The 18,231-nt window shown below is 65.7% G+C and carries 16 protein-coding genes and 1 tRNA gene; 9 read left to right on the top strand and 8 right to left on the bottom strand.

Features of this window, described 5'->3' with window-relative positions; translation table 11 throughout:
- Window positions 1-114 precede the first annotated feature (114 nt).
- Genes QX108_RS17015 through QX108_RS17005 form a run of 3 tightly spaced genes read left to right on the top strand, consistent with a single transcriptional unit; the run spans window position 115 to window position 5,090 of the window.
- Complete coding sequence (locus tag QX108_RS17015; RefSeq protein WP_315780779.1) at window positions 115-1,218, top strand: HlyD family secretion protein; 1,104 nt, start codon at window positions 115-117, stop codon at window positions 1,216-1,218.
- The gene (gene rbbA / locus QX108_RS17010) at window positions 1,215-3,956 is read left to right on the top strand and encodes a ribosome-associated ATPase/putative transporter RbbA (protein ID WP_315780778.1); all 2,742 of its coding nucleotides are present in this window, start codon (window positions 1,215-1,217) and stop codon (window positions 3,954-3,956) included. Before QX108_RS17015 ends, rbbA begins: the two co-directional genes overlap by 4 nt.
- A 3-nt stretch (window positions 3,957-3,959) precedes the next feature.
- A complete protein-coding gene (locus tag QX108_RS17005) occupies window positions 3,960-5,090 on the top strand; it encodes an ABC transporter permease (RefSeq protein WP_315780775.1) in 1,131 nt (376 codons plus the stop codon).
- Window positions 5,091-5,164: 74 nt separating this feature from the next.
- Here QX108_RS17005 and QX108_RS17000 read toward each other — a convergent pair whose 3' ends face one another.
- A complete protein-coding gene (locus QX108_RS17000) occupies window positions 5,165-5,986 on the bottom strand; it encodes a porin family protein (protein WP_315722891.1) in 822 nt (273 codons plus the stop codon).
- Between the two features lie 346 nt (window positions 5,987-6,332).
- Between QX108_RS17000 and QX108_RS16995 the strand changes: the two genes are divergently transcribed.
- Together QX108_RS16995 and QX108_RS16990 are read left to right on the top strand one after the other, a co-directional pair.
- Entirely contained in the window at window positions 6,333-6,590 is a 258-nt protein-coding gene (locus tag QX108_RS16995; protein ID WP_172110496.1) for a hypothetical protein, read from the top strand.
- 734 nt (window positions 6,591-7,324) lie between these two features.
- Window positions 7,325-8,686: a UDP-N-acetylglucosamine-peptide N-acetylglucosaminyltransferase gene (locus QX108_RS16990; protein ID WP_315780770.1), complete on the top strand. Its 1,362-nt coding sequence runs from the start codon at window positions 7,325-7,327 to the stop codon at window positions 8,684-8,686.
- Window positions 8,687-8,729: 43 nt separating this feature from the next.
- Here the strand turns inward: QX108_RS16990 and QX108_RS16985 are convergent, their stop codons facing one another.
- Both QX108_RS16985 and QX108_RS16980 read right to left on the bottom strand, forming a co-directional pair.
- Entirely contained in the window at window positions 8,730-9,287 is a 558-nt protein-coding gene (locus QX108_RS16985; RefSeq protein ID WP_315722885.1) for a hypothetical protein, read from the bottom strand.
- A gap of 84 nt (window positions 9,288-9,371) precedes the next feature.
- Entirely contained in the window at window positions 9,372-10,961 is a 1,590-nt protein-coding gene (locus tag QX108_RS16980) for an ATP-binding protein (protein ID WP_172110493.1), read from the bottom strand.
- A 292-nt stretch (window positions 10,962-11,253) separates the two neighbouring features.
- On the opposite strand from QX108_RS16980, the gene QX108_RS16975 reads away from it, so the two are divergent.
- From QX108_RS16975 to QX108_RS16960, 4 genes are all read left to right on the top strand, one after another.
- Window positions 11,254-11,715: a nuclear transport factor 2 family protein gene (locus tag QX108_RS16975; RefSeq protein ID WP_315780768.1), complete on the top strand. Its 462-nt coding sequence runs from the start codon at window positions 11,254-11,256 to the stop codon at window positions 11,713-11,715.
- A gap of 13 nt (window positions 11,716-11,728) precedes the next feature.
- On the top strand, window positions 11,729-12,292 hold the full coding sequence (locus QX108_RS16970) for a TetR/AcrR family transcriptional regulator (protein ID WP_315780766.1): 564 nt from the start codon (window positions 11,729-11,731) through the stop codon (window positions 12,290-12,292).
- A 124-nt stretch (window positions 12,293-12,416) separates the two neighbouring features.
- Window positions 12,417-13,430, top strand: a complete 1,014-nt coding sequence (locus QX108_RS16965) for a formamidase (RefSeq protein WP_315780764.1) — start codon at window positions 12,417-12,419, stop codon at window positions 13,428-13,430.
- A 263-nt stretch (window positions 13,431-13,693) separates the two neighbouring features.
- Complete coding sequence (locus QX108_RS16960) at window positions 13,694-14,890, top strand: acyl-CoA dehydrogenase family protein (protein WP_315780762.1); 1,197 nt, start codon at window positions 13,694-13,696, stop codon at window positions 14,888-14,890.
- Between the two features lie 13 nt (window positions 14,891-14,903).
- On the opposite strand, the gene QX108_RS16955 is transcribed toward QX108_RS16960, so the two are convergent.
- From QX108_RS16955 to QX108_RS16935, 5 genes are all read right to left on the bottom strand, one after another.
- Window positions 14,904-15,629 (bottom strand): hypothetical protein, encoded by a 726-nt coding sequence (locus QX108_RS16955; RefSeq protein ID WP_315780760.1) that lies wholly within the window; start codon window positions 15,627-15,629, stop codon window positions 14,904-14,906.
- A 176-nt stretch (window positions 15,630-15,805) separates the two neighbouring features.
- Window positions 15,806-16,477, bottom strand: a complete 672-nt coding sequence (locus tag QX108_RS16950) for a hypothetical protein (protein ID WP_315780758.1) — start codon at window positions 16,475-16,477, stop codon at window positions 15,806-15,808.
- Between the two features lie 2 nt (window positions 16,478-16,479).
- A complete protein-coding gene (locus tag QX108_RS16945) occupies window positions 16,480-17,226 on the bottom strand; it encodes a hypothetical protein (protein WP_315780756.1) in 747 nt (248 codons plus the stop codon).
- 312 nt (window positions 17,227-17,538) lie between these two features.
- A tRNA-Arg gene (locus tag QX108_RS16940) sits at window positions 17,539-17,615 on the bottom strand.
- A gap of 101 nt (window positions 17,616-17,716) precedes the next feature.
- The gene (locus tag QX108_RS16935; protein WP_172182070.1) at window positions 17,717-18,121 is read right to left on the bottom strand and encodes a YccF domain-containing protein; all 405 of its coding nucleotides are present in this window, start codon (window positions 18,119-18,121) and stop codon (window positions 17,717-17,719) included.
- Window positions 18,122-18,231 lie beyond the last annotated feature (110 nt).

Here is an 18,231-nt window from a genome sequence, read left to right as displayed (position 1 = left end):
CAAACGTGATCTCCAGCGTCGGCAGAGCACGCGGCGCCAATTGAGCTGTGTCAACGGATTCCCGAGGGCCTGTGGCAAACGAGGCGCCTGCTTCAGCGAAGAAGGCCTCTCGGAATGGATCCACAGGACACTCGGCTCGCGGATGACGAACGGCCCGTTCAGCACGTGCGTGCGGAAGCCGTCGCTCTCGTTCCCGCGCCGGCGCTGCCGATGGCCGTGGCGCATGAGCTGCCGCCGAAGCGACGCATGTGGCCATTTCTTGTGCTGCTTGTCCTTCTCGCCGGGGCTGCGGGAGGCGGTGGCTACGTCTGGTGGCAGCGCCTGCATCCCCCGCTGCCGCTCGGCATCAGCGTCAGCAATGGCAGGATCGAGGCCGACGAGATCGATATCGCGACCAAATATGCCGGCCGCGTCGCCGAGCTCCGCGCCGATATCGGCGATCTCGTCGAGGCCGGGCAGATCGTGGCGCGCATGGACAGCAAGGAGCTGCAGCAGTCGCTGTCCAAGGCCACGGCTCAGGCCGAGCAGGCCCAGCATGTCATCGATCAGGCCCGCGCCAGTCTCGCGCAACTGCGGGCTCAGAAGACGCTGGCCGAACAGGAGATGGAGCGCACGCGCAGCCTGCTGCAGAACGGCTGGACGACGCGCGAGCTGGCTGACCAGCGGCAGCAGGCGCTCGACGCCGCCATCGCCGGCGTCGCCGGCGCACAGGCGCGAATCTCGGAAGCCGAGCGCGGCCTGGAAGCGGCGCGTCACGACGTTGCGCTCTACACCGTCCAGATTGCCGACAACTCGCTGATCGCGCCGAAGGCCGGCCGCATTCAATACCGGCTCGCCAATGTGGGCGAGGTCCTGGGCGCCGGCGGCAAGGTCTTCACGATGCTCGACATCGGCTACGTCTATATCGACGTGTTCCTGCCGACCGAGGAGGTCGGCAAGATCAAGGTCGGGAGCGACGCCCGCATCGTGCTCGACGCCTATCCTGATCGTCCCATTCCTGCGAAGGTGGCGTTTGTCGCGAGCCAGGCGCAGTTTACGCCGAAGACGGTGGAGACCCGCAGCGAGCGCGACAAGCTGATGTTCCGCATCCGCGTACGCGTCGATCCGGACAGGTTGGCGGCGCATGCCGACGCCGTCAGAAGCGGGCTGCCGGGCGTCGCTTATGTGCGGTGGAATCCGGACGTCGCCTGGCCCGCGCGCCTGCAAGCCGCGCCATGAGCATCGCCGCGCCTCCGGTCGCGGTGGTGAGGCATCTGTCGCAGCACTATCGTGACGTCACCGCGCTCGACGACGTCTCGATCGCGCTTCCGTCGGGATGCGTGATCGGACTGATCGGGCCCGACGGCGTCGGAAAATCCTCGCTGCTGTCGATCCTGGCCGGCGCGCGCGCGATCCAGCGCGGAGAGGCCGTCGTGCTCGGCGCCGACATGGCCGACCGGCGTGCGCGCGAGCGAGCCTGCCCCCGCATCGCCTACATGCCGCAAGGCCTCGGCAAGAATCTCTATCCCGATCTCAGCGTGCGCGAAAACATCGCATTCTTCGCGCGCCTGTTCGGCCAGTCTCGCGCCGAGCGCGATTGGCGCATCGCCGAGCTGATGGAGGCGACCGCGCTGTCCGACTTTGCCGACCGGCCGGCGAAAAAGCTGTCCGGCGGCATGAAGCAGAAGCTCGGCCTGTGCTGCTCGCTGATCCACGATCCCGACCTCCTCATCCTCGACGAGCCGACGACGGGCGTCGATCCGCTGTCGCGCCGCCAGTTCTGGGATCTGATCGACCGCCTGCGGGCGCGTAGCGCCACGGCCATGAGCGTGGTGGTGGCGACCGCCTACATGGAGGAGGCCGAGCGTTTCGATTGGCTGATCGCGATGAATGACGGCCGCATTCTCGCGACCGGAACGCCAGCGGAGCTCAAGGCGCAGACCGCGGCGCAGACGATCGAGGATGCGTTCATTGCGCTGCTGCCGCCGGACGGGTTGCGGCATCAGGCGGAGATGCCGGTCAAGGCCGAGCTCGACCCCGATCACGAGACGGTCATCGCTGCGCGCGACCTGACCTGCCGTTTCGGCGACTTCACGGCCGTCGATCGCGTGAACTTCCAGATCCGCAAGGGCGAGATCTTCGGCTTCGTCGGCTCCAATGGTTGCGGCAAGACCACCACCATGAAGATGCTGACCGGGTTGCTGCCGCCGACCGCCGGCGAGGCGCTGATCTTCGGCCGCTCCATGGAGGCCGGCAATCACGAATCGCGCCGCCGTGTCGGCTACATGTCGCAGGCGTTCTCGCTCTATGGCGAGCTCACCGTGCGGCAGAACCTGGTGCTGCATGCGCGGCTGTTCCATCTGCCGCACGATTTCGCCGAGAAGCGGATCGCCGAACTGATCGATCGCTGCGACCTGACGGAGCATGTCGATGGTCTCGCCGCCGAGCTGCCGCTCGGCATCCGCCAGCGGCTGTCGCTCGCGGTGGCGATCGTCCACGCGCCGGATCTGCTGATCCTCGACGAGCCGACCTCGGGCGTCGATCCCGTGGCGCGCAACCAGTTCTGGCGGCTGCTCATCGAGCTGTCGCGCAACGACGACATGACGATCTTCGTCTCCACGCATTTCATGAACGAGGCGGCGCGCTGCGACCGGCTGTCGCTGATGCATGACGGGCGCGTGCTGGCGACCGACACGCCGGACGGGCTGATCCAAGCGAAGGGCGCGCAGACGCTGGAGGAGGCCTTCGTCGCGTTCCTCGAGCAGGACGCCGGCCTCGACGCGCCACCGACGATGCTGATCGACACGAGCTCTCCGCCCGCGCCCGAGCGCAGGATCAGCGGCGAGCCCGCGCGGTTCAGCCTGCGCCGGCTGTTCGCCTACACGATCCGCGAGGGCCTCGAGCTGGTGCGTGATCCGATCCGGCTGATGTTCGCGCTGTTCGGCACCGCCTTCCTGATGATCGTGTTCGGCGTCGGCATTTCCACCGATGTCAACGACCTCACCTTTGCAGCGCTCGATCGCGACCAGACGCCGGAGAGCCGCGCCTATCTCGCCGAACTCAGGGGCTCGCCCTATTTCGTCGAGAGGCGGCCGCTCATCGACTATGCCGATCTGGAGCGTCGGATGAAGGCCGGCGACATCATGGCCTCGATCGAGATCCCGCCGAATTTCGGCCTCGACATCAAGCGCGGCCGGACTGCCTTCGTGTCGGCCTGGATCGATGGCTCGATGCCGTTCCGCGCCGAGACCATCCGCGGCTATCTCGAGGGCACCCATCAGCTCTATCTGGGCGATCCCGCGGTCAAGACCACCCGGCCCGCCGCCGCGTCGCCGGTCAACACCGAGATTCGCTTCAAGTACAACCAGGCGTTCAACAGCATCTATGCGATGGTCCCGACCACGATCGCGCTGCTGCTGGCGCTGTTTCCGGCGATCCTGATGGCGCTCGCGGTCGTCCGCGAGAAGGAGCTCGGCTCGATCACCAATCTCTACGTGACGCCGGTGACGCGCCTGGAGTTTCTGCTCGGCAAGCAGCTGCCTTATGTCGGCGTGGCGCTGGTGAACTTCGCCGTGATGTTCGGCATGGCCACCCTGCTGTTCAACGTCCCGCTCAGGGGAGCGATTCTGCCGCTGCTGACGGGCACGATCATCTACGTCTTTACGACGACGGCCTACGGCATGTTGATCTCGACCTTCTGCCGGACCCAGATCGCCGCTCTGTTCGGCACCGCGATCCTCACCGTGCTGCCGGCGACGCAGTTCTCCGGGATGCTGGTGCCGGTCTCGTCGCTGTCCGGCGTCGGCCGGATCATCGGGATGGGATTTCCCATGACCTACTTCCGTCCGATCAGCGTCGGCACCTTCACCAAGGGCCTCGGCTTTGCCGATCTCGGCGCCGACATCCTGACGCTGGTCGTCTTCATTCCGGCTTTGATCGGGCTCAGCCTCGTGCTGCTGCCCAAGCAGGACAGCTGAGCCATGCGGCATTCGCTCTCCAACATCTTCTGGCTCGGCACCAAGGAGCTGCGCAGCCTGTTCGGCGACGTCGTGCTGATCGGCCTCGTCATCTATTCGTTCACGGTGGCCGTGGTCAGCGAGGCCCAGAGCAACTCGCAGGAGCTCCATCACGCCTCGCTCGGCGTGGTCGACGAGGACCATTCCGAGCTGTCGCGCCGGATCATCAGCGCGTTCATGCTGCCGTATTTTCAGACCCCCGTGTACATCAAGGAAAGCCAGATCGAGCCTTTGATGAACAGCGGCCGCTTCACGTTCGTGCTCGACATTCCGCCGAACTTCCAGCGCGACGTGCTGGCGGGGCACCGGCCGGCGCTGCAGGTCAACGTCGATGCCACGGCGATGATCCAGGCCGGCCTCGGGGCCGGCTATGCGCTGCAGATCATCAACACCGAGGTGGTGGGCTATCTGGCGCGGTCCAACCCCTCGGAGACCTCCCCGGTCGAGCTGGTCACGCGCATCGCGTTCAATCCGAACATCACGACGGCGTGGTTCGAGAGCGTGATGGGCATCATCAACAACGTGACGATGCTGGCCATCATCCTGGCCGGCGCAGCGCTGGTCCGCGAGCGCGAGCATGGCACCATGGATCATCTGCTGGTGATGCCGCTGTCGCCGTTCGAGATCGCGATGTCGAAGATCTGGGCCAATGCGCTCGTCATCGCCGTCACCGTCGCGGTGGCGCTCTACGCGGTCGTGCAGGGATTTCTCCGCGTTCCGATCACGGGCTCGATTCCGCTGTTCATGGGAGGGGTCGTGCTCTATTTGTTCTTCGCCACCGCGGTCGGCCTCTTCCTCGGTACGATCGCGCGATCGATGCCGCAGCTCGGCCTCCTCTACATCCTGGTGGCCGTGCCGATGAACCTGCTCTCCGGCGGCGCGACGCCGGTGGAGAGCCAGCCGGTGTGGCTCTCGACGATCATGAAGGCCTCGCCGTCGACGCATTTCGTCTCGTTCGCGCAGGCCATTCTGTATCGCGGCGCCGGCATCGACGTAGTGTGGCCGCAATTCGCCGCCGTTGCCGGCATCGGCGCCCTGTTCCTGGCGCTGACCTTGTGGCGCTTCCGCGCCGCGGTTGGCGCCACCGGGGCGTAGGACGCGGCCTCCATGCGCCGAAAGCAAAAAAGCCTCAGCGAAGCTGAGGCTTTTGCGATGGATCTCGATCGCGATCAGTAGCGGGCGGCGACCGGGCTGCCGAACTTGTAGTTCACGCCGACGCGGGCGGTGTGGAACGTGAAGTCCTGCGACAGGCGCTCGACGTAGTTGGAGCCGGGGGGAGCGAAGGTGCTGCCCGGGACATAGGCGGAGGTGTAGTTGACGCTGCCGAGATCGGTGTAGAGATACTCGAACTTGACCGTCCAGTTCGGAGCGAAGGCATGCTCGACGCCGGCGCCGATCGTCCAGCCGACGCGGGTCTGGTCGACCGAGGCGGTCTTGGCGTAGCCGTTCCCCGAGGTCAGGTCCCAGCTGCCCTTGACGTTGCCGACGGCGAGACCGCCGGTGACGTAGAGCAGGGTGGTATCGATCGCGTAGCCGGCGCGGCCGCGCAGGGTCATGAACCAGTCGTTGCGGATGCTCTCGTTGAACGTGCGCGTCGTCGGCGGATTGGCGGCCGTATAGATCGTCCGCTTGCTCATGCCCGAGCCGTTGAAATCGGCCTCGATGCCGAACACGCTGGGGCCGGTCTGCCAGTTATAGCCGGCCTGCAGGCCGCCGATCACGCCAGCCGGATTGAGACGGTTGTTGCTGATGCTCACGAACTGATTCTGGAAAGCCGCACCTTCGACGGCCCAGCTGCTGGTCTGGTCCAGCGTCGTGCCGAGGTTCGAGCGGCCCCAGCCGTAACCGATATTGCCGCCGAAATAGCCGCCGGTCCAATTGTAGATAGCGGCCGGAGGCGGCGCCTTGGTGTAGCGGGCGGGCATGTCGGCGGCGAAGGCACTGAGCGAGCTCGCGACGAGCAGAGCGGCGGCGGAGGCAAGCGTCTTCATGGTCACAATCCTCAATGAAAATCAGCAACGTTCGGACATACTCTTCTCACATCTTGGGCCGCCCGGCTGTAGTTCAACTACAACACTCGCGATCGTAAGTATCTGTGACCACGTCACTTTCCAGCGGTTGTGCGCTTAACCTTAAGTGCTTGTAAATTCGCAGGGACCCGCAAGGGGGTGGTCGACTGATACCGTCCTGCGCACGAGATCTGGACAATTCGACGCACCTCATTAGTCAACCATTCGCCAACCATCCCGATGCGCCGCCTCGCGCGCTAACGATTTGGCAAAGCGCGCGCGTGCACTTTCAGCGTGTCCTGAGGGGGACGGAGAGGGGAGAGCAATCATGACGATGAATGGGGAAGCGGTTCTCGAGAACGTGCGGCGCTATCGTACCGTCGCCTCCTTGTACCGGCAGACTGCGGCATTTCGTCCGCACCAGCGCGAGTCGCTGCTGGCGCAGGCGGCGGAGTGGGAGAGCCGCGCCGTCGCCGAGCTGGAAGCCTATTTCGTCGCGCGCCAGGCCCCTTCGCAGGCGCCGGCCAACATGAACTATCACGTTCCCTCCTATACGCCGTCATCCTGGCAGATGGCCGCCGCGTAGTTAGCCGGACAACGGCCATTCGGTCCCGCGGCGCGATCTGCGTCCGAGTTGTGTTCACACTGGACCCTCTGCGAGCGAGAGGGGCAGGGAAGACCAGGCACCGACCGGTGCCCGTGGCCCCCGTGCGTGAAGAATGCACGGGGCAGGAACCACAGGTTCGGCCGGCAATCCCGGCCTTCCCCGCGCGATGGGCTACGGCTTATACGTGCTCTCCTCGGTGCACCGGGCTTTCTGGCCACCGTATCGCGACGACGCGCTTTCGCGCATTGCGCGGGACACCAGCTTCGGGGTGTCAGGACCACACGACTTCACCGTCCGCAACGAGCCGTTCGTCGGCACGTCCAAGGGACATGCTGCGACCCGTCGCGGCCATCGCTCCCCGCCTCGCGTGTCGTGACGACCGCGATACGCCCTCTGCCCGAGGCGGTATGGGCGCAGGAGACATCAAATTCTGTAAAAGCGAAAGCGAATTATTTCCGCGTCGCCATCTGGACAGAGGTCATCGGCTTGAACCGGCGTCCGAAATCGGCATTCCGGCGCATGCGATTCCGTGCACGTTACGGCCATCGCTGCGGCTGGGACGATGCCCGCGCCCGCCCGACGGGCGACTCACTCCGCGACGGTCGTGCTGGCCAGCGAGGGGGGCGCCAGCGCCGCTCCACATCGGCTGTCGTTCGCAGTCTGGCGCGGGACTTGCTGTGCCCGATGGCAGCCTCCGGCATGGATGGACGTGAATGAGAGCGCTCGGCCGTGACCGCAGCATGTGCGCCTGGGATGATTTCGCCCAGGCGTCGATCGACGCCCGACTGTCGCTGGAGCAGGCCCGATCGGGTCAGATTCCGCCATTTCTGCTGCTGTCCGTCCCCGGACTGAGCGCGGGCGAGCATCGCGTCTGTTCGGAGCTTTGGACCCGCGATCGCGTCGCCGCGAGCCGCGCGGAAAGGACGCGGCTGGATTTTCGCTTCGACCTGACAATCCGCGACAAGCTTCGTGTCGGATACCTTTCAAACGACTTCCACGACCACGCCACCGCGCATCTGCTCATCGAAACGCTCGAGGCGAATGACCGTGCGCGGTGCGAGCTGCATGCCTTCTCGTTCGGTGCCGACGACCACGGGCTCATGCGGGGCCGGCTCAATGACGCTTTCGACGGCTTCCACGACGTCACAGCGCTCAGCGACAGCGCCGCCGCGTCTGCGGTTCATGCTGCGCAGATCGACATTCTCGTCGATCTCAAGGGTTACACGCGCGGTGCCCGGACCGGCATTCTGATGCTGCGTCCTGCGCCCGTTCAGGTGAACTTTCTCGGTTATCCGGGAACGCTGGGCGGCGGCATCTGCGACTACATCATCACCGATCCGTTCATGACGCCGCCGGCGGCGGCAGCCGATTATTCGGAAAGCTTCGCCTACATGCCGCACTCCTACCAGCCGCATGGCCGGGCGACGCTCGGTCCGCCGCCCAGCCGCGCCGAGGCCGGCCTGCCGGACGGCGCCTTCGTGTTCTGCTGCTTCAATCAGGCCTACAAGCTGACGCCGGCGGTGTTCGATCTGTGGTGCCGTCTGCTCGATGCGATACCGGACAGCGTCTTGTGGCTGCTGGCATCCGACCAGGCTGAGGGCAATCTGCGTGGCGAGGCCTTGCGCCGGGGCGTGACGCCGGGCCGCCTGGTGTTCGCGCCCGAAATGACTCAGAGCGAGCATCTCCGGCGGCTCCAGCTCGCCGATCTCGTGCTGGACACGGCTCCCTATGGCGCTCACACCACGGCCAGCGATGCGCTCTGGGCCGGCGTGCCGGTCGTCAGCTGCGCCGGGGAGACGTTTGCCTCCCGGGTCGCCGGCAGCCTGTTGCACGCGGTGGGACTGCCCGAACTGATTGCCGCCGACGAAGCCGATTATCTCGCGGTCGCGCTGACGCTGGCGGCCGAGCCCGACCTGCTGCGGGCGGCCAAGGCCAAGCTTCAGCGCAACCGGCTGGTCGCTCCGTTGTTCGACGCCGCCGGCTATGCCCGATCGCTGCAGGACCTCTACGATCAGATGTGGCAGCGCTGCCGCAGCGGCGTTGCGGCAGGTCCGATCTGGGCGTCCAGGTCGTGAGCGAGACCGGAGGGGCTGACGCAGCGGAGGCGGTGCGCTGCGCTCAACGCGCCGTCATGCGTGCTGCGAGAATGCCGATCAAGGCTGTCAGCGCGCCGACACTGGTCGCATTGATCGCGACCAGCGAAGCATATTGGGAGTCTGCGACTCTCATCACCGGCGCACCAAGCCGGGAATCGATCAGCAGATAGGACACGAACGGCAGCGCCAGCAGCGGCAAAGACCGGATGCGCTCGTCGGGACGAAACAGCAGCGCCGCGAGCAGCGTGCAGGGCAGCAGGAACAGCTCGACGCCGCTCTGCATGCCGAACAGCTTGACTGAGAACACCGTGTTGGCCGTCCCCGTCAGCACCATCAGGGCACGGCCGGCGAACGGATTGCGCCGCGCCAGAACCGGAACGGCGGCGAAGAAAGGCGTGGTGAGCAGGGTCAGCCACGCCGGCCACGCCGCTGCGCCGGCGATGGCATGGAGGTAGAGCGGGTAGAACGGCTGGTTGGAGACGATGACCACCGCCACCTTGGCGGCGATGTCGGACTGCGGATCATCGGCCGAGGCATAGGCCTGGACGGCGGCCATCCAACATCCGAGCGTCCTCTGCATTCACTGCCTCACTCATTCCACCGCGTCGTCTCCGGTCTGAAACGTGCGCACCTGCAGACCGGATCATGCGCTGCGCATTGCGGGTCACGCGTTCAGCGCGGTCCGGATCATGCGGGCGAGATCGGCGCTCTGGTACGGCTTGGTCAGCAGCAGCACGCCGGCGTCGAGCCGGCCGTGATGGACGATGGCGTTCTCCGTATAGCCGGACGTGTACAGCACCTTCAGGTTCGGGCGCCGCTTCAGGGCCTCGATCGCAAGCTGGCGGCCGTTCATGCCGCCGGGCATGATGATGTCGGTGAACAGCAGATCGATCCGCGCGGGGCTGTCGATCAGCGCCAGCGCCTCGTCGGCCTTGCTGGCGGCCAGGGTAGTGTAGCCGAGCCGCTTGATCTGGGCGATGACGTATTCGCGCACCAGGGAATCGTCCTCCACGATCAGGATCGATTCGTCGCCGCGCTCCATCCCGGCCGTGCTCATGGCCGAGAGCGCGGCGTCGGCATCGGCATTGGCCTGCGGCAGATACAGCTTGACCGAGGTGCCGTGCCCCGGCTCGCTGTAAATCTTGATATGCCCGTTGGATTGCTTGACGAAGCCGTAGACCATGCTCAGCCCGAGGCCGACGCCCTTGCCGACGTCCTTGGTGGTGAAGAACGGCTCGAACACCTTGTCGAGCAGGTTGGCGGGAATGCCCTCGCCGGTGTCGCTGACCGCGATCATGACGTAGTTGCCCGGGATCACCTCCGGATTCATGCGCGCGTAGGCCTCGTCGAGCAGCACGTTCTTGGTTTCCAGCGTCAGCTTGCCGCCCTCGGGCATCGCATCGCGCGCGTTCAAGGCGAGATTGAGGATCGCGGTCGACAGCTGGCTGGGGTCGATCATCGCCGGCGCGGAATCGTGGGCCAGCATGGATTCGATCTCGATCTGCTCGCCCAGCGTTCGCCGCAGCAGGCGGGCGGTGTCGACCACCATGCCGTTGATGTCGACGCTGCGCGGCTGCAGCGGCTGGCGCCGGGCGAAGGCGAGGAGGTGCTTCGTCAGGTCGGCGCCGCGCGCCGCAGCCGAGTTGATCAGGCTGGTGATCTGCACCAGCTGCGGACGGTCCTTCACCGCCTCGGCCAGGATCTCGATCGTGCCGGTGATCACGGTCAGGATGTTGTTGAAGTCATGCGCCACGCCGCCGGTGAGCTGGCCGATCGCCTCCATCTTCTGCGCCTGCCGCACCTGCGCCTCGGTGGCCTCGATCTCCTGGAAACGCCTGACCATGGCTTCCGCGGTGCGGCGCTGCCGCGTCTCCTCCTCGAGCTGCGCATAGGCGTTCCGGAGCTCGGCGCGGGACGGCATGGTCAGCACCCGCGGCAGCATCAGCAGCAGCGCCGACGCGATGCCGACCGACATGAAGGCGAGCAAGCCCTTGGTGGCGGCCTCGAGGCTGTAGGCGGGCACCCAGATCGTGAGAACCTCGATCAGCCGCGTCAACCCGCAGACCGAGACCCACAGCGCGAACGCCCAGAAAATGTAGCTGAACTGAAAGTCGCGGCGGCGGTAGACGATGTAGGCGAGCACGAAGGCGATGGCGAAGAACGCGAAGGAGATGAGGACGTCGGAGACCGCGTTCACCCAGATCAGTTCAGGCGTCCACAGCAGGCACTCGCCATGCGGCGTGAGCATCGACATGTCCGAAAATCCCCACAACGTATCGCCGACCACGGACCGTGTCGCCCCCGCGGCCCCGGTTGGTTCCCTTAGCAGATCATCGAATTTCCGTTGAGCACACAAGGGTGCTGACACTCGCGAGCTGCAGATTGGTAGTGCTGCACCGTGCTGCATAGTCCGGCTGGATCATCATGGCCAGGCGCCGGGGCCGCGTACCGGAACCGCATTCCAAGCTGCGCAACTTGACTCCGTGTACCGGTTAGTGTACCGATAGGTACAGAGTAGTCAAAGTGGTACATAAGGAGACTTTGCGATGTCCGTTCTCGCCCCGCCCTTCACCCTGCAGACCGCCATTCAGAAGGTGCGCCTTGCGGAAGATGGCTGGAACAGCCGTAACCCGGAGCGGGTATCGCTGGTCTACACGCCCGACAGCCGCTGGCGGAACCGGGCGGAGTTTGTCACCGGCCGGGCCGAGATCGTCGCCTTCCTCACCCGCAAATGGGCCAAGGAGCTCGACTATCGCCTGATCAAGGAGATCTGGGCGTTCACCGACGACCGGATTGCGGTGCGCTTCGCCTATGAGTGGCATGACGACAGCGGCAACTGGTTTCGGTCGTACGGGAACGAGAACTGGGAGTTCGACTCGCAGGGCCTGATGCAGCGTCGCTATGCCTGCATCAACGACCTGCCGATCAAGGAGAGCGAGCGCAAGTTTCACTGGCCGCTGGGCCGGCGCCCGGACGATCATCCGGGGCTGAGCGATCTGGGACTGTGAAGCAGGGCGCGCCATGCGGACGCTCAACGAGCGCGCCGATGTCATCCCGCTGATCGCCGAGGTGTTCCGCGAGTTCGGCTTCGAGGGGACATCGCTCAGCCGCATCACCGAGAAGACCGGGCTCGGCAAGGGCAGCCTGTATCACTTCTTCCCGGGCGGGAAGGAGGAGATGGCGCGCGCCGTGCTCGCGCATGTCGATGCCTGGTTCGAGCGCGAGATCTATGCGCCGCTGCGCGATGGCGCGCCGGAGCCCTCGATTGCGCGGATGTGGCATGGCGTCGACGACTACTTCCGCTCCGGCCGTCGCGTCTGCCTCGTTGGCGCCTTCGCGCTCGACGGGACGCGCGATCGTTTCGCCGCCGCCATCGCCGACTACTTCATCCGCTGGATCGCCGCCTTGCGTGACGCGCTGCTGCGCGACGGCTGGGATGCCGGCGCGGCCGGGGACGCTGCCGAGGAGGTGGTGCTCGGCATCCAGGGGGCGTTGGTGCTGGCGCGCGCGACCCAGGACGAGGCCGTGTTCGGCCGCGCGCTGGCCCGGTTCCGGCGGCGCCTGCAGCAGCCGCCTGCGATCTGACGAAGCCGGTCGTCCCGGTTGCCTGCGCAAGCGGCAGCGGGCGGGCTGAAATATCGGCGCGCGGCCCGTGTGAAATCATGATTGTCTTGGCCAAAAGCAGCGGCGACTCCCAGGGAGGTCCGGCATGAATGGGTTAGGCGGTCTCAACAAGTCCGACCACGGCGTGGTCATCGGGCTGGTGCAGCTCCAGCTTCCCGTCGTCGTCACCAAGGACGACCTCGCGCGGCAGACCGAGAAGATCGTCTGGATGGTCGGCAAGGCCCGGCGCAATCTCGGCACCATGGACCTCGTGGTGTTCCCGGAATATTCGCTGCACGGGCTGTCGATGGACACCAATCCCGAGATCATGTGCCGGCTCGACGGGCCGGAGGTCGCCGCCTTCAAGCAGGCCTGCATCGACAACAGGATCTGGGGCTGCTTCTCCATCATGGAGTTCAATCCGGACGGCAACCCCTACAATTCCGGCCTGATCATCGACAACAACGGCGATATCAAGCTGTATTATCGCAAGCTGCATCCGTGGATTCCGGTCGAGCCGTGGGAGCCGGGCGACGTCGGCATTCCCGTCATCGAGGGACCGCGCGGCGCCAAGATCGCGCTCATCATCTGCCATGACGGCATGTTCCCGGAGATGGCGCGAGAATGCGCCTACAAGGGCGCCGAGATCATGATCCGCACCGCCGGCTACACCGCGCCGATCCGCGACAGCTGGCGCTTCACCAACCAGGCCAATGCATTCCAGAACCTGATGGTGACGGCCAATGTCTGCATGTGCGGCTCCGACGGCTCGTTCGATTCGATGGGCGAGGGCATGATCGTCAATTTCGACGGCAGCATTCTCGCCCACGGCACCACCGGCCGCCCCGACGAGATCATCACCGCCGAGGTGCGTCCCGACCTCGTGCGCGAGGCACGCATCAATTGGGGCGTCGAGAACAACATCTATCAGCTCTGGCATCGCGGCTACGTCGCGGTGAAGGGCGGCGCGATGGATTGTCCGTACACCTTCATGCACGACATGGTCGCCGGCACCTACCGGCTGCCATGGGAGGATCAGGTCAAGGTCACCGACGGCACCTCCTGCGGCTTCCCGGCCCCGACCCGCGTGTTCGGCAAGATCGCCAAGGCGGCGGAGTGAGCGGCGCAGGTCGACGCTGCACATAGCAAGAGCATGTTGCTGGTGCAGATTTGGACGAACGTCGGCGCGGCGATGTCGGTGTGCTCCCTCTTCCCGTTCTTCACGGGGAGAGGGTTGGGGTGAGGGGCCGCCGCACGCACCAGCTGTGCGGAGAGGCCCTTGCGCGATGCAAGGACCCTGCTCTTGTGGGACGACCTGCAGCTTGACACGGCGATCGTCCGCCAATTATTTTATACTTAAAATAATTGGCGGACAGGTCCATCATGAGTGCAACGGCGAAGGTGATCCCGCGCGACTGGCTCGACTGGCCGTTCTTCGAGCCGAAGCATCGCGCGCTGTGCGAACGGCTCGACCGTTTCGTCGGCTCGGGCGTTCTCGACGACGTCGATCATGGCGATGTCGACAAGGCCTGCCGCAAGATCGTGCGTGCGCTCGGTTCGGCGGGCTTGCTCGACAGTGCCGTCGTGGCGCCCGACGCCGATGCCGGCGCGATCGACTCGCGCGCGATCTGCCTGTCGCGTGAAACACTCGCTTATGCCGACGGCCTTGCCGACTTCGCCTTCGCCATGCAGGGACTGGGCTCCGGTGCCATCGCGCTCGGCGGCTCGCCCGAGCTGCGCGCCAGTGTGCTGCCCAAGGTACGCGCCGGCGAATGGCTCGCCGCTTTCGCGTTGTCCGAGAAGGAGGCGGGCTCCGACGTCGCCGCGATGGCCTGCGCGGCGCGGCTGGACGGCGACGCCTACGTGCTCGACGGCGAGAAGACCTGGATCTCCAACGGCGGCATCGCCGACGTCTACACGCTGTTCGCCCGCACCGGCGAGGCGCCCGGCGCGCGCGGCATCTCCGCCTTCGTCGTGTTCCCCGACGATCCCGGATTCTCGGTCGCCGAGCGCATCGAGGTGATCGCGCCGCATCCGCTGGCGACCTTGCGGCTGCAGAACTGCCGCATCCCGGCGAGCCGGCGGCTCGGCGCGCCCGGCGGCGGCTTCAAGCTGGCCATGCAGACGCTGGACATCTTCCGCGCCTCGGTCGCGGCCGCCGCCCTCGGCTTCGGCCGCCGCGCCCTCGACGAGGCGCAGGCGCATGCGCAGGGCCGACAGATGTTCGGCGGCGCGCTGGCCGACCTGCAGATGACCCAGGCCGCGTTCGGCGAGATGGCCACCGACACCGATGCCGCCGCGCTGCTGACCTACCGCGCCGCCTGGCGCCGTGACGTCCAGAAGCTGCCGACCACCCGCGAGGCGGCCATGGCCAAGCTCACCGCCACCGAGACCGCGCAGCGCGTCATCGACCGCGCCCTGCAGATGTTCGGCGGCCGCGGCGTCCGCAAGGGCGAGATCGTCGAGAGCCTGTACCGCGAGATCCGCGCCCTGCGCATCTACGAGGGCGCGACGGAAGTGCAGAAGCTGATCGTCGCGCGCGAGTTCCTGAAGTCGCGGGCGGGCGTGGTGCGCGGCTGAGGCGAGCGGTGCGTCAGGCCCGGAGCCGCAACGGCGGCTCCCACGCCGGATCGCCGTCGCACGCCGCCTCGCCCCGGCGGACGCGTCGGCCTTGCGTGTCACGCAGTGGCTGGATTTCGATCTCGTCGACATCGAAGCGCGTGATCGGCTGCAATTCGCCGACCACCCGTTTCCGGCTCGTCCACGGATCGGAGTTGCCGCGCGGCATCGGAAACGGGAAGGGAGGCGAGGGGATGCGGAAGAGAATCCCGCCGTCCCATGACGTGTGGTCGCCCAGCTCAGGCCAGGGCATCAGGCCGACATGGCTCTCAAACGTGCGATACGCCTGCTCTCGCAGCGTGATCCTCACCATGATTCCGGTGAAGTCGATGTCCCCGCGCACGGTGTTGTCATAGACGAGCCACTCTGTCACCTCGACGCGCCCGAGCCGATCGCAGCTTTCGTCGGGCCGAAGATAGAGGAAGCGATCCGTGCACTGGCGATCGTAGGGAACCCGCTCAGGGCGCGGCGGGCGATGCGTGAGGGCCCGATCCGGGCCGACGCAGAAGCCGATGTCGTGAATGTGGCCGCGGGCCGGCTCCAAGAACGTCCCTTCGGAACGGAGCCCGAGATCGAGGCGACCGATGACGATCAGAAAGGAGCGTTGCTCCGGGTCGTCAGGCAAGACCAAAGGGGTGCTCGTCACCTCGCTGGTTCCTTTCTCGGAAAGGTGCATCCCGCCGGCCAAAACAGCGCGCATGAGCCGTAGCGCACGGTACGAGCAGCGCGCAGGCGGCAAAGCCGAGCACGGCGCGACTGAGCAAGTCCTCCGGCCGCAGAGCCAGCGACGGAATGTGATCTTCCGCAGAGCCTGATGATCGGCGGTCCTCCTGATGGCTGATCGTTCATTCCGTCATCTCGGTCATGCCTGATCAGTTAGGTCTGCCTCGGCCAATTCGTGGGATCGTCATAGGGCGAGCCACCGACGTCGGCATAGCGTTCGCGATAATCTTTGGAGTTGCAAAGATGATTTCGCAAAAGAAAGATCCGGAAGCGCTCAGCAGCTGCCGCACGTTCGGCCGCGGAGCGATAGCCAGCATCGTCTGCGGCCAGCGCCTCCAACCACGCCAGACTGGCCACAGAGCCTTGCAGCAGCAACGCTACGTAGGCGCCCTGATCTTCTTGCTGCGAGGCAAATTCGCGGGGAATGTCGATGCCGTTCAATCTGTCCACCGCGGCCTGGAACGCGGGATCGGCTTCGTAATGTGCGCGCGCGGCCTCCACGCTCTCGTCCAACTGCGCTCTTTCCTCCGCAGTGGCGTCACGCCGGTTGAACATGAAGGTACAAAATCCGGCTCCGACGGCGGTGTAGAACCGGTCATTGACTTTGAAGCTCTGCCAATACCGGTAGTATTTCAGAAGTCCGCGCCCCCTTGCATCACGAATCGGATTGAACAGCCAGCGCCAGCGATTCTCGATCTTGAAATGCGTAGGCGGGTTGTGAAAGGTAAAGCGGTTCAAGCGAGCTATGACAATCCAGCTCAGCAGTGAGCCCGGCTTGAGGCGCCGCACGAGCATGTCATCCGGTTGAGCGCTTGGTGCGGCCATCGCTAGTTGACCTCGCGCGTCAGTAGGTGGCCAGGTCCCTGGACCAGCTCGACCAATCGCGCCGCTTCAGCACCGACGGCGGTGAGACGCCACCATGGGGCCTCGTCGGCCGTATCGGGCAGCCACACACCGTCGACCCAACGCGCGGCCAGCGCCTTGACCACGTCTATTCTGCTACCCCTGAGCGCCACAAGCCTGACGTCCTCGGGAATGCAAGCCAGCGCCTTGCGCATCTCCAGATCGACGTTCCGCTCCTCGAGCTCCTGACGCGACAAATTGTTCTCGTCCCAGTCGCCGGCCATCTGCATCGCGCGGCCGATCTTGTCCGTCCATATGAAGGCATTGCCGGCCGGCCCGGCGTAGTCCAGGGCCACAAGTGCATCCATCACGGGCCTGATCTCGTCATGCGGGACAAAGGGCAGGCGCTTGAGCGACAGATGACCCTGCTGGTCCGCAACCGAGAGCCACGGTTCAAGGACGTCGTCGATCGGCGGCAATTTCACCTGTCCGTCCCGCGATCGCTTCGTGATGAATTGTGCGACCCGGTCACCGTCGATCGCCAGTTTGTGGTCAGGAGTCGCCAGCCCCAGCTTGTGGAGGATGAGCAACGCGCCTTCGTAGGCAGACAGGCCGCCCGCACCGTCGAGCTTGGCGCCAACGCGGGTGCGCGGCTCTTCCGGCTCACAGCGCTCCGTGGTGGCGCGCACGAGCGAGGCGGCAAGCTCGCCGTAAAGTCTGTGAATGGCCATCGTGCGAGCAATAGCATGGACCATGTCGACGAACGGTAAAAGGAATGAAGTCCCTTTTACGTTGTGATTTGGCGGCGATTATCGATTCGTCGCGCGGCATCGATCGCAACGTTGGCTATCGACACCTGCCCTGGCGTCGAGAACGACTTGGCCGACGCGGAATAGCCGCGCGACGCACTTGGACTTGCCAAGTGGCGCCTCCCTTGGATTGAAGGCATGATGTTCCGTCCAACTGTGACGGACGAGGCTTCGGGAGATGTCAGAAGCTGAGAGCGCCGGACCGAAACTGACGTCCTGTGAAGGACTTAGTCCTGGCGCACCCGACACGATTCGAACGTGTGACCTTTGCCTTCGGAGGGCAACGCTCTATCCAGCTGAGCTACGGGTGCGTACGGCCAACCGTTTAACCGATTGGCTCGTGGTCGGCAACGGCCTTGACCGGTTGCCGACGCGGGTCGGGCTGCTCGGGGGGGGGCCGGCCGGGCGGCCCTTACGCGGGCACGATGGTCTTGCCGATCGGCCACAGCGCCAGGCCGGCGAGCTTGAGGTGGGCCCAGGCGAAGGGCAGGCCGATGATGGTCACGGCCAGGGCGATCGCGGTGACGAGGTGACCGAGCGCGAGCCACCAGCCGGCCAGCACGAACCAGATGATGTTGCCGAGCAGGCCGAGCGGGCCGGTGCCGATGTCCTCCATGCCCGTCACCTCGTCGCGGCGGACGGCGCGCGAGCCGAACGGCAGCAGCGTATAGGCGGCGATGTTGAACGCGGCGCGGGCCCAGGGCAGGCCGACGATGGTGATCGCCATGACGACAGCCGCCACCAGCCAGCCGAACGCCATATAGGCGCCGCCGAGCACGATCCAGAGAACGTTGAGGAGCAAAGAGACGGGTTGCATGGGCCACCTTCCTGGTTCCGACGACGCTCATATAGGTGGTCATCGGCCGGGGCCAAAGGCGGCGCACCACAACGTCGCAGGACGTTGCCGGGGGGACGATTGCTGCAAGG

Source organism: Bradyrhizobium sp. SZCCHNR1002 (genome assembly GCF_032381435.1).
Taxonomy (GTDB): Bacteria; Pseudomonadota; Alphaproteobacteria; order Rhizobiales; family Xanthobacteraceae; genus Bradyrhizobium; species Bradyrhizobium aeschynomenes.
This window is presented reverse-complemented; position numbering and strand designations above follow the sequence as displayed.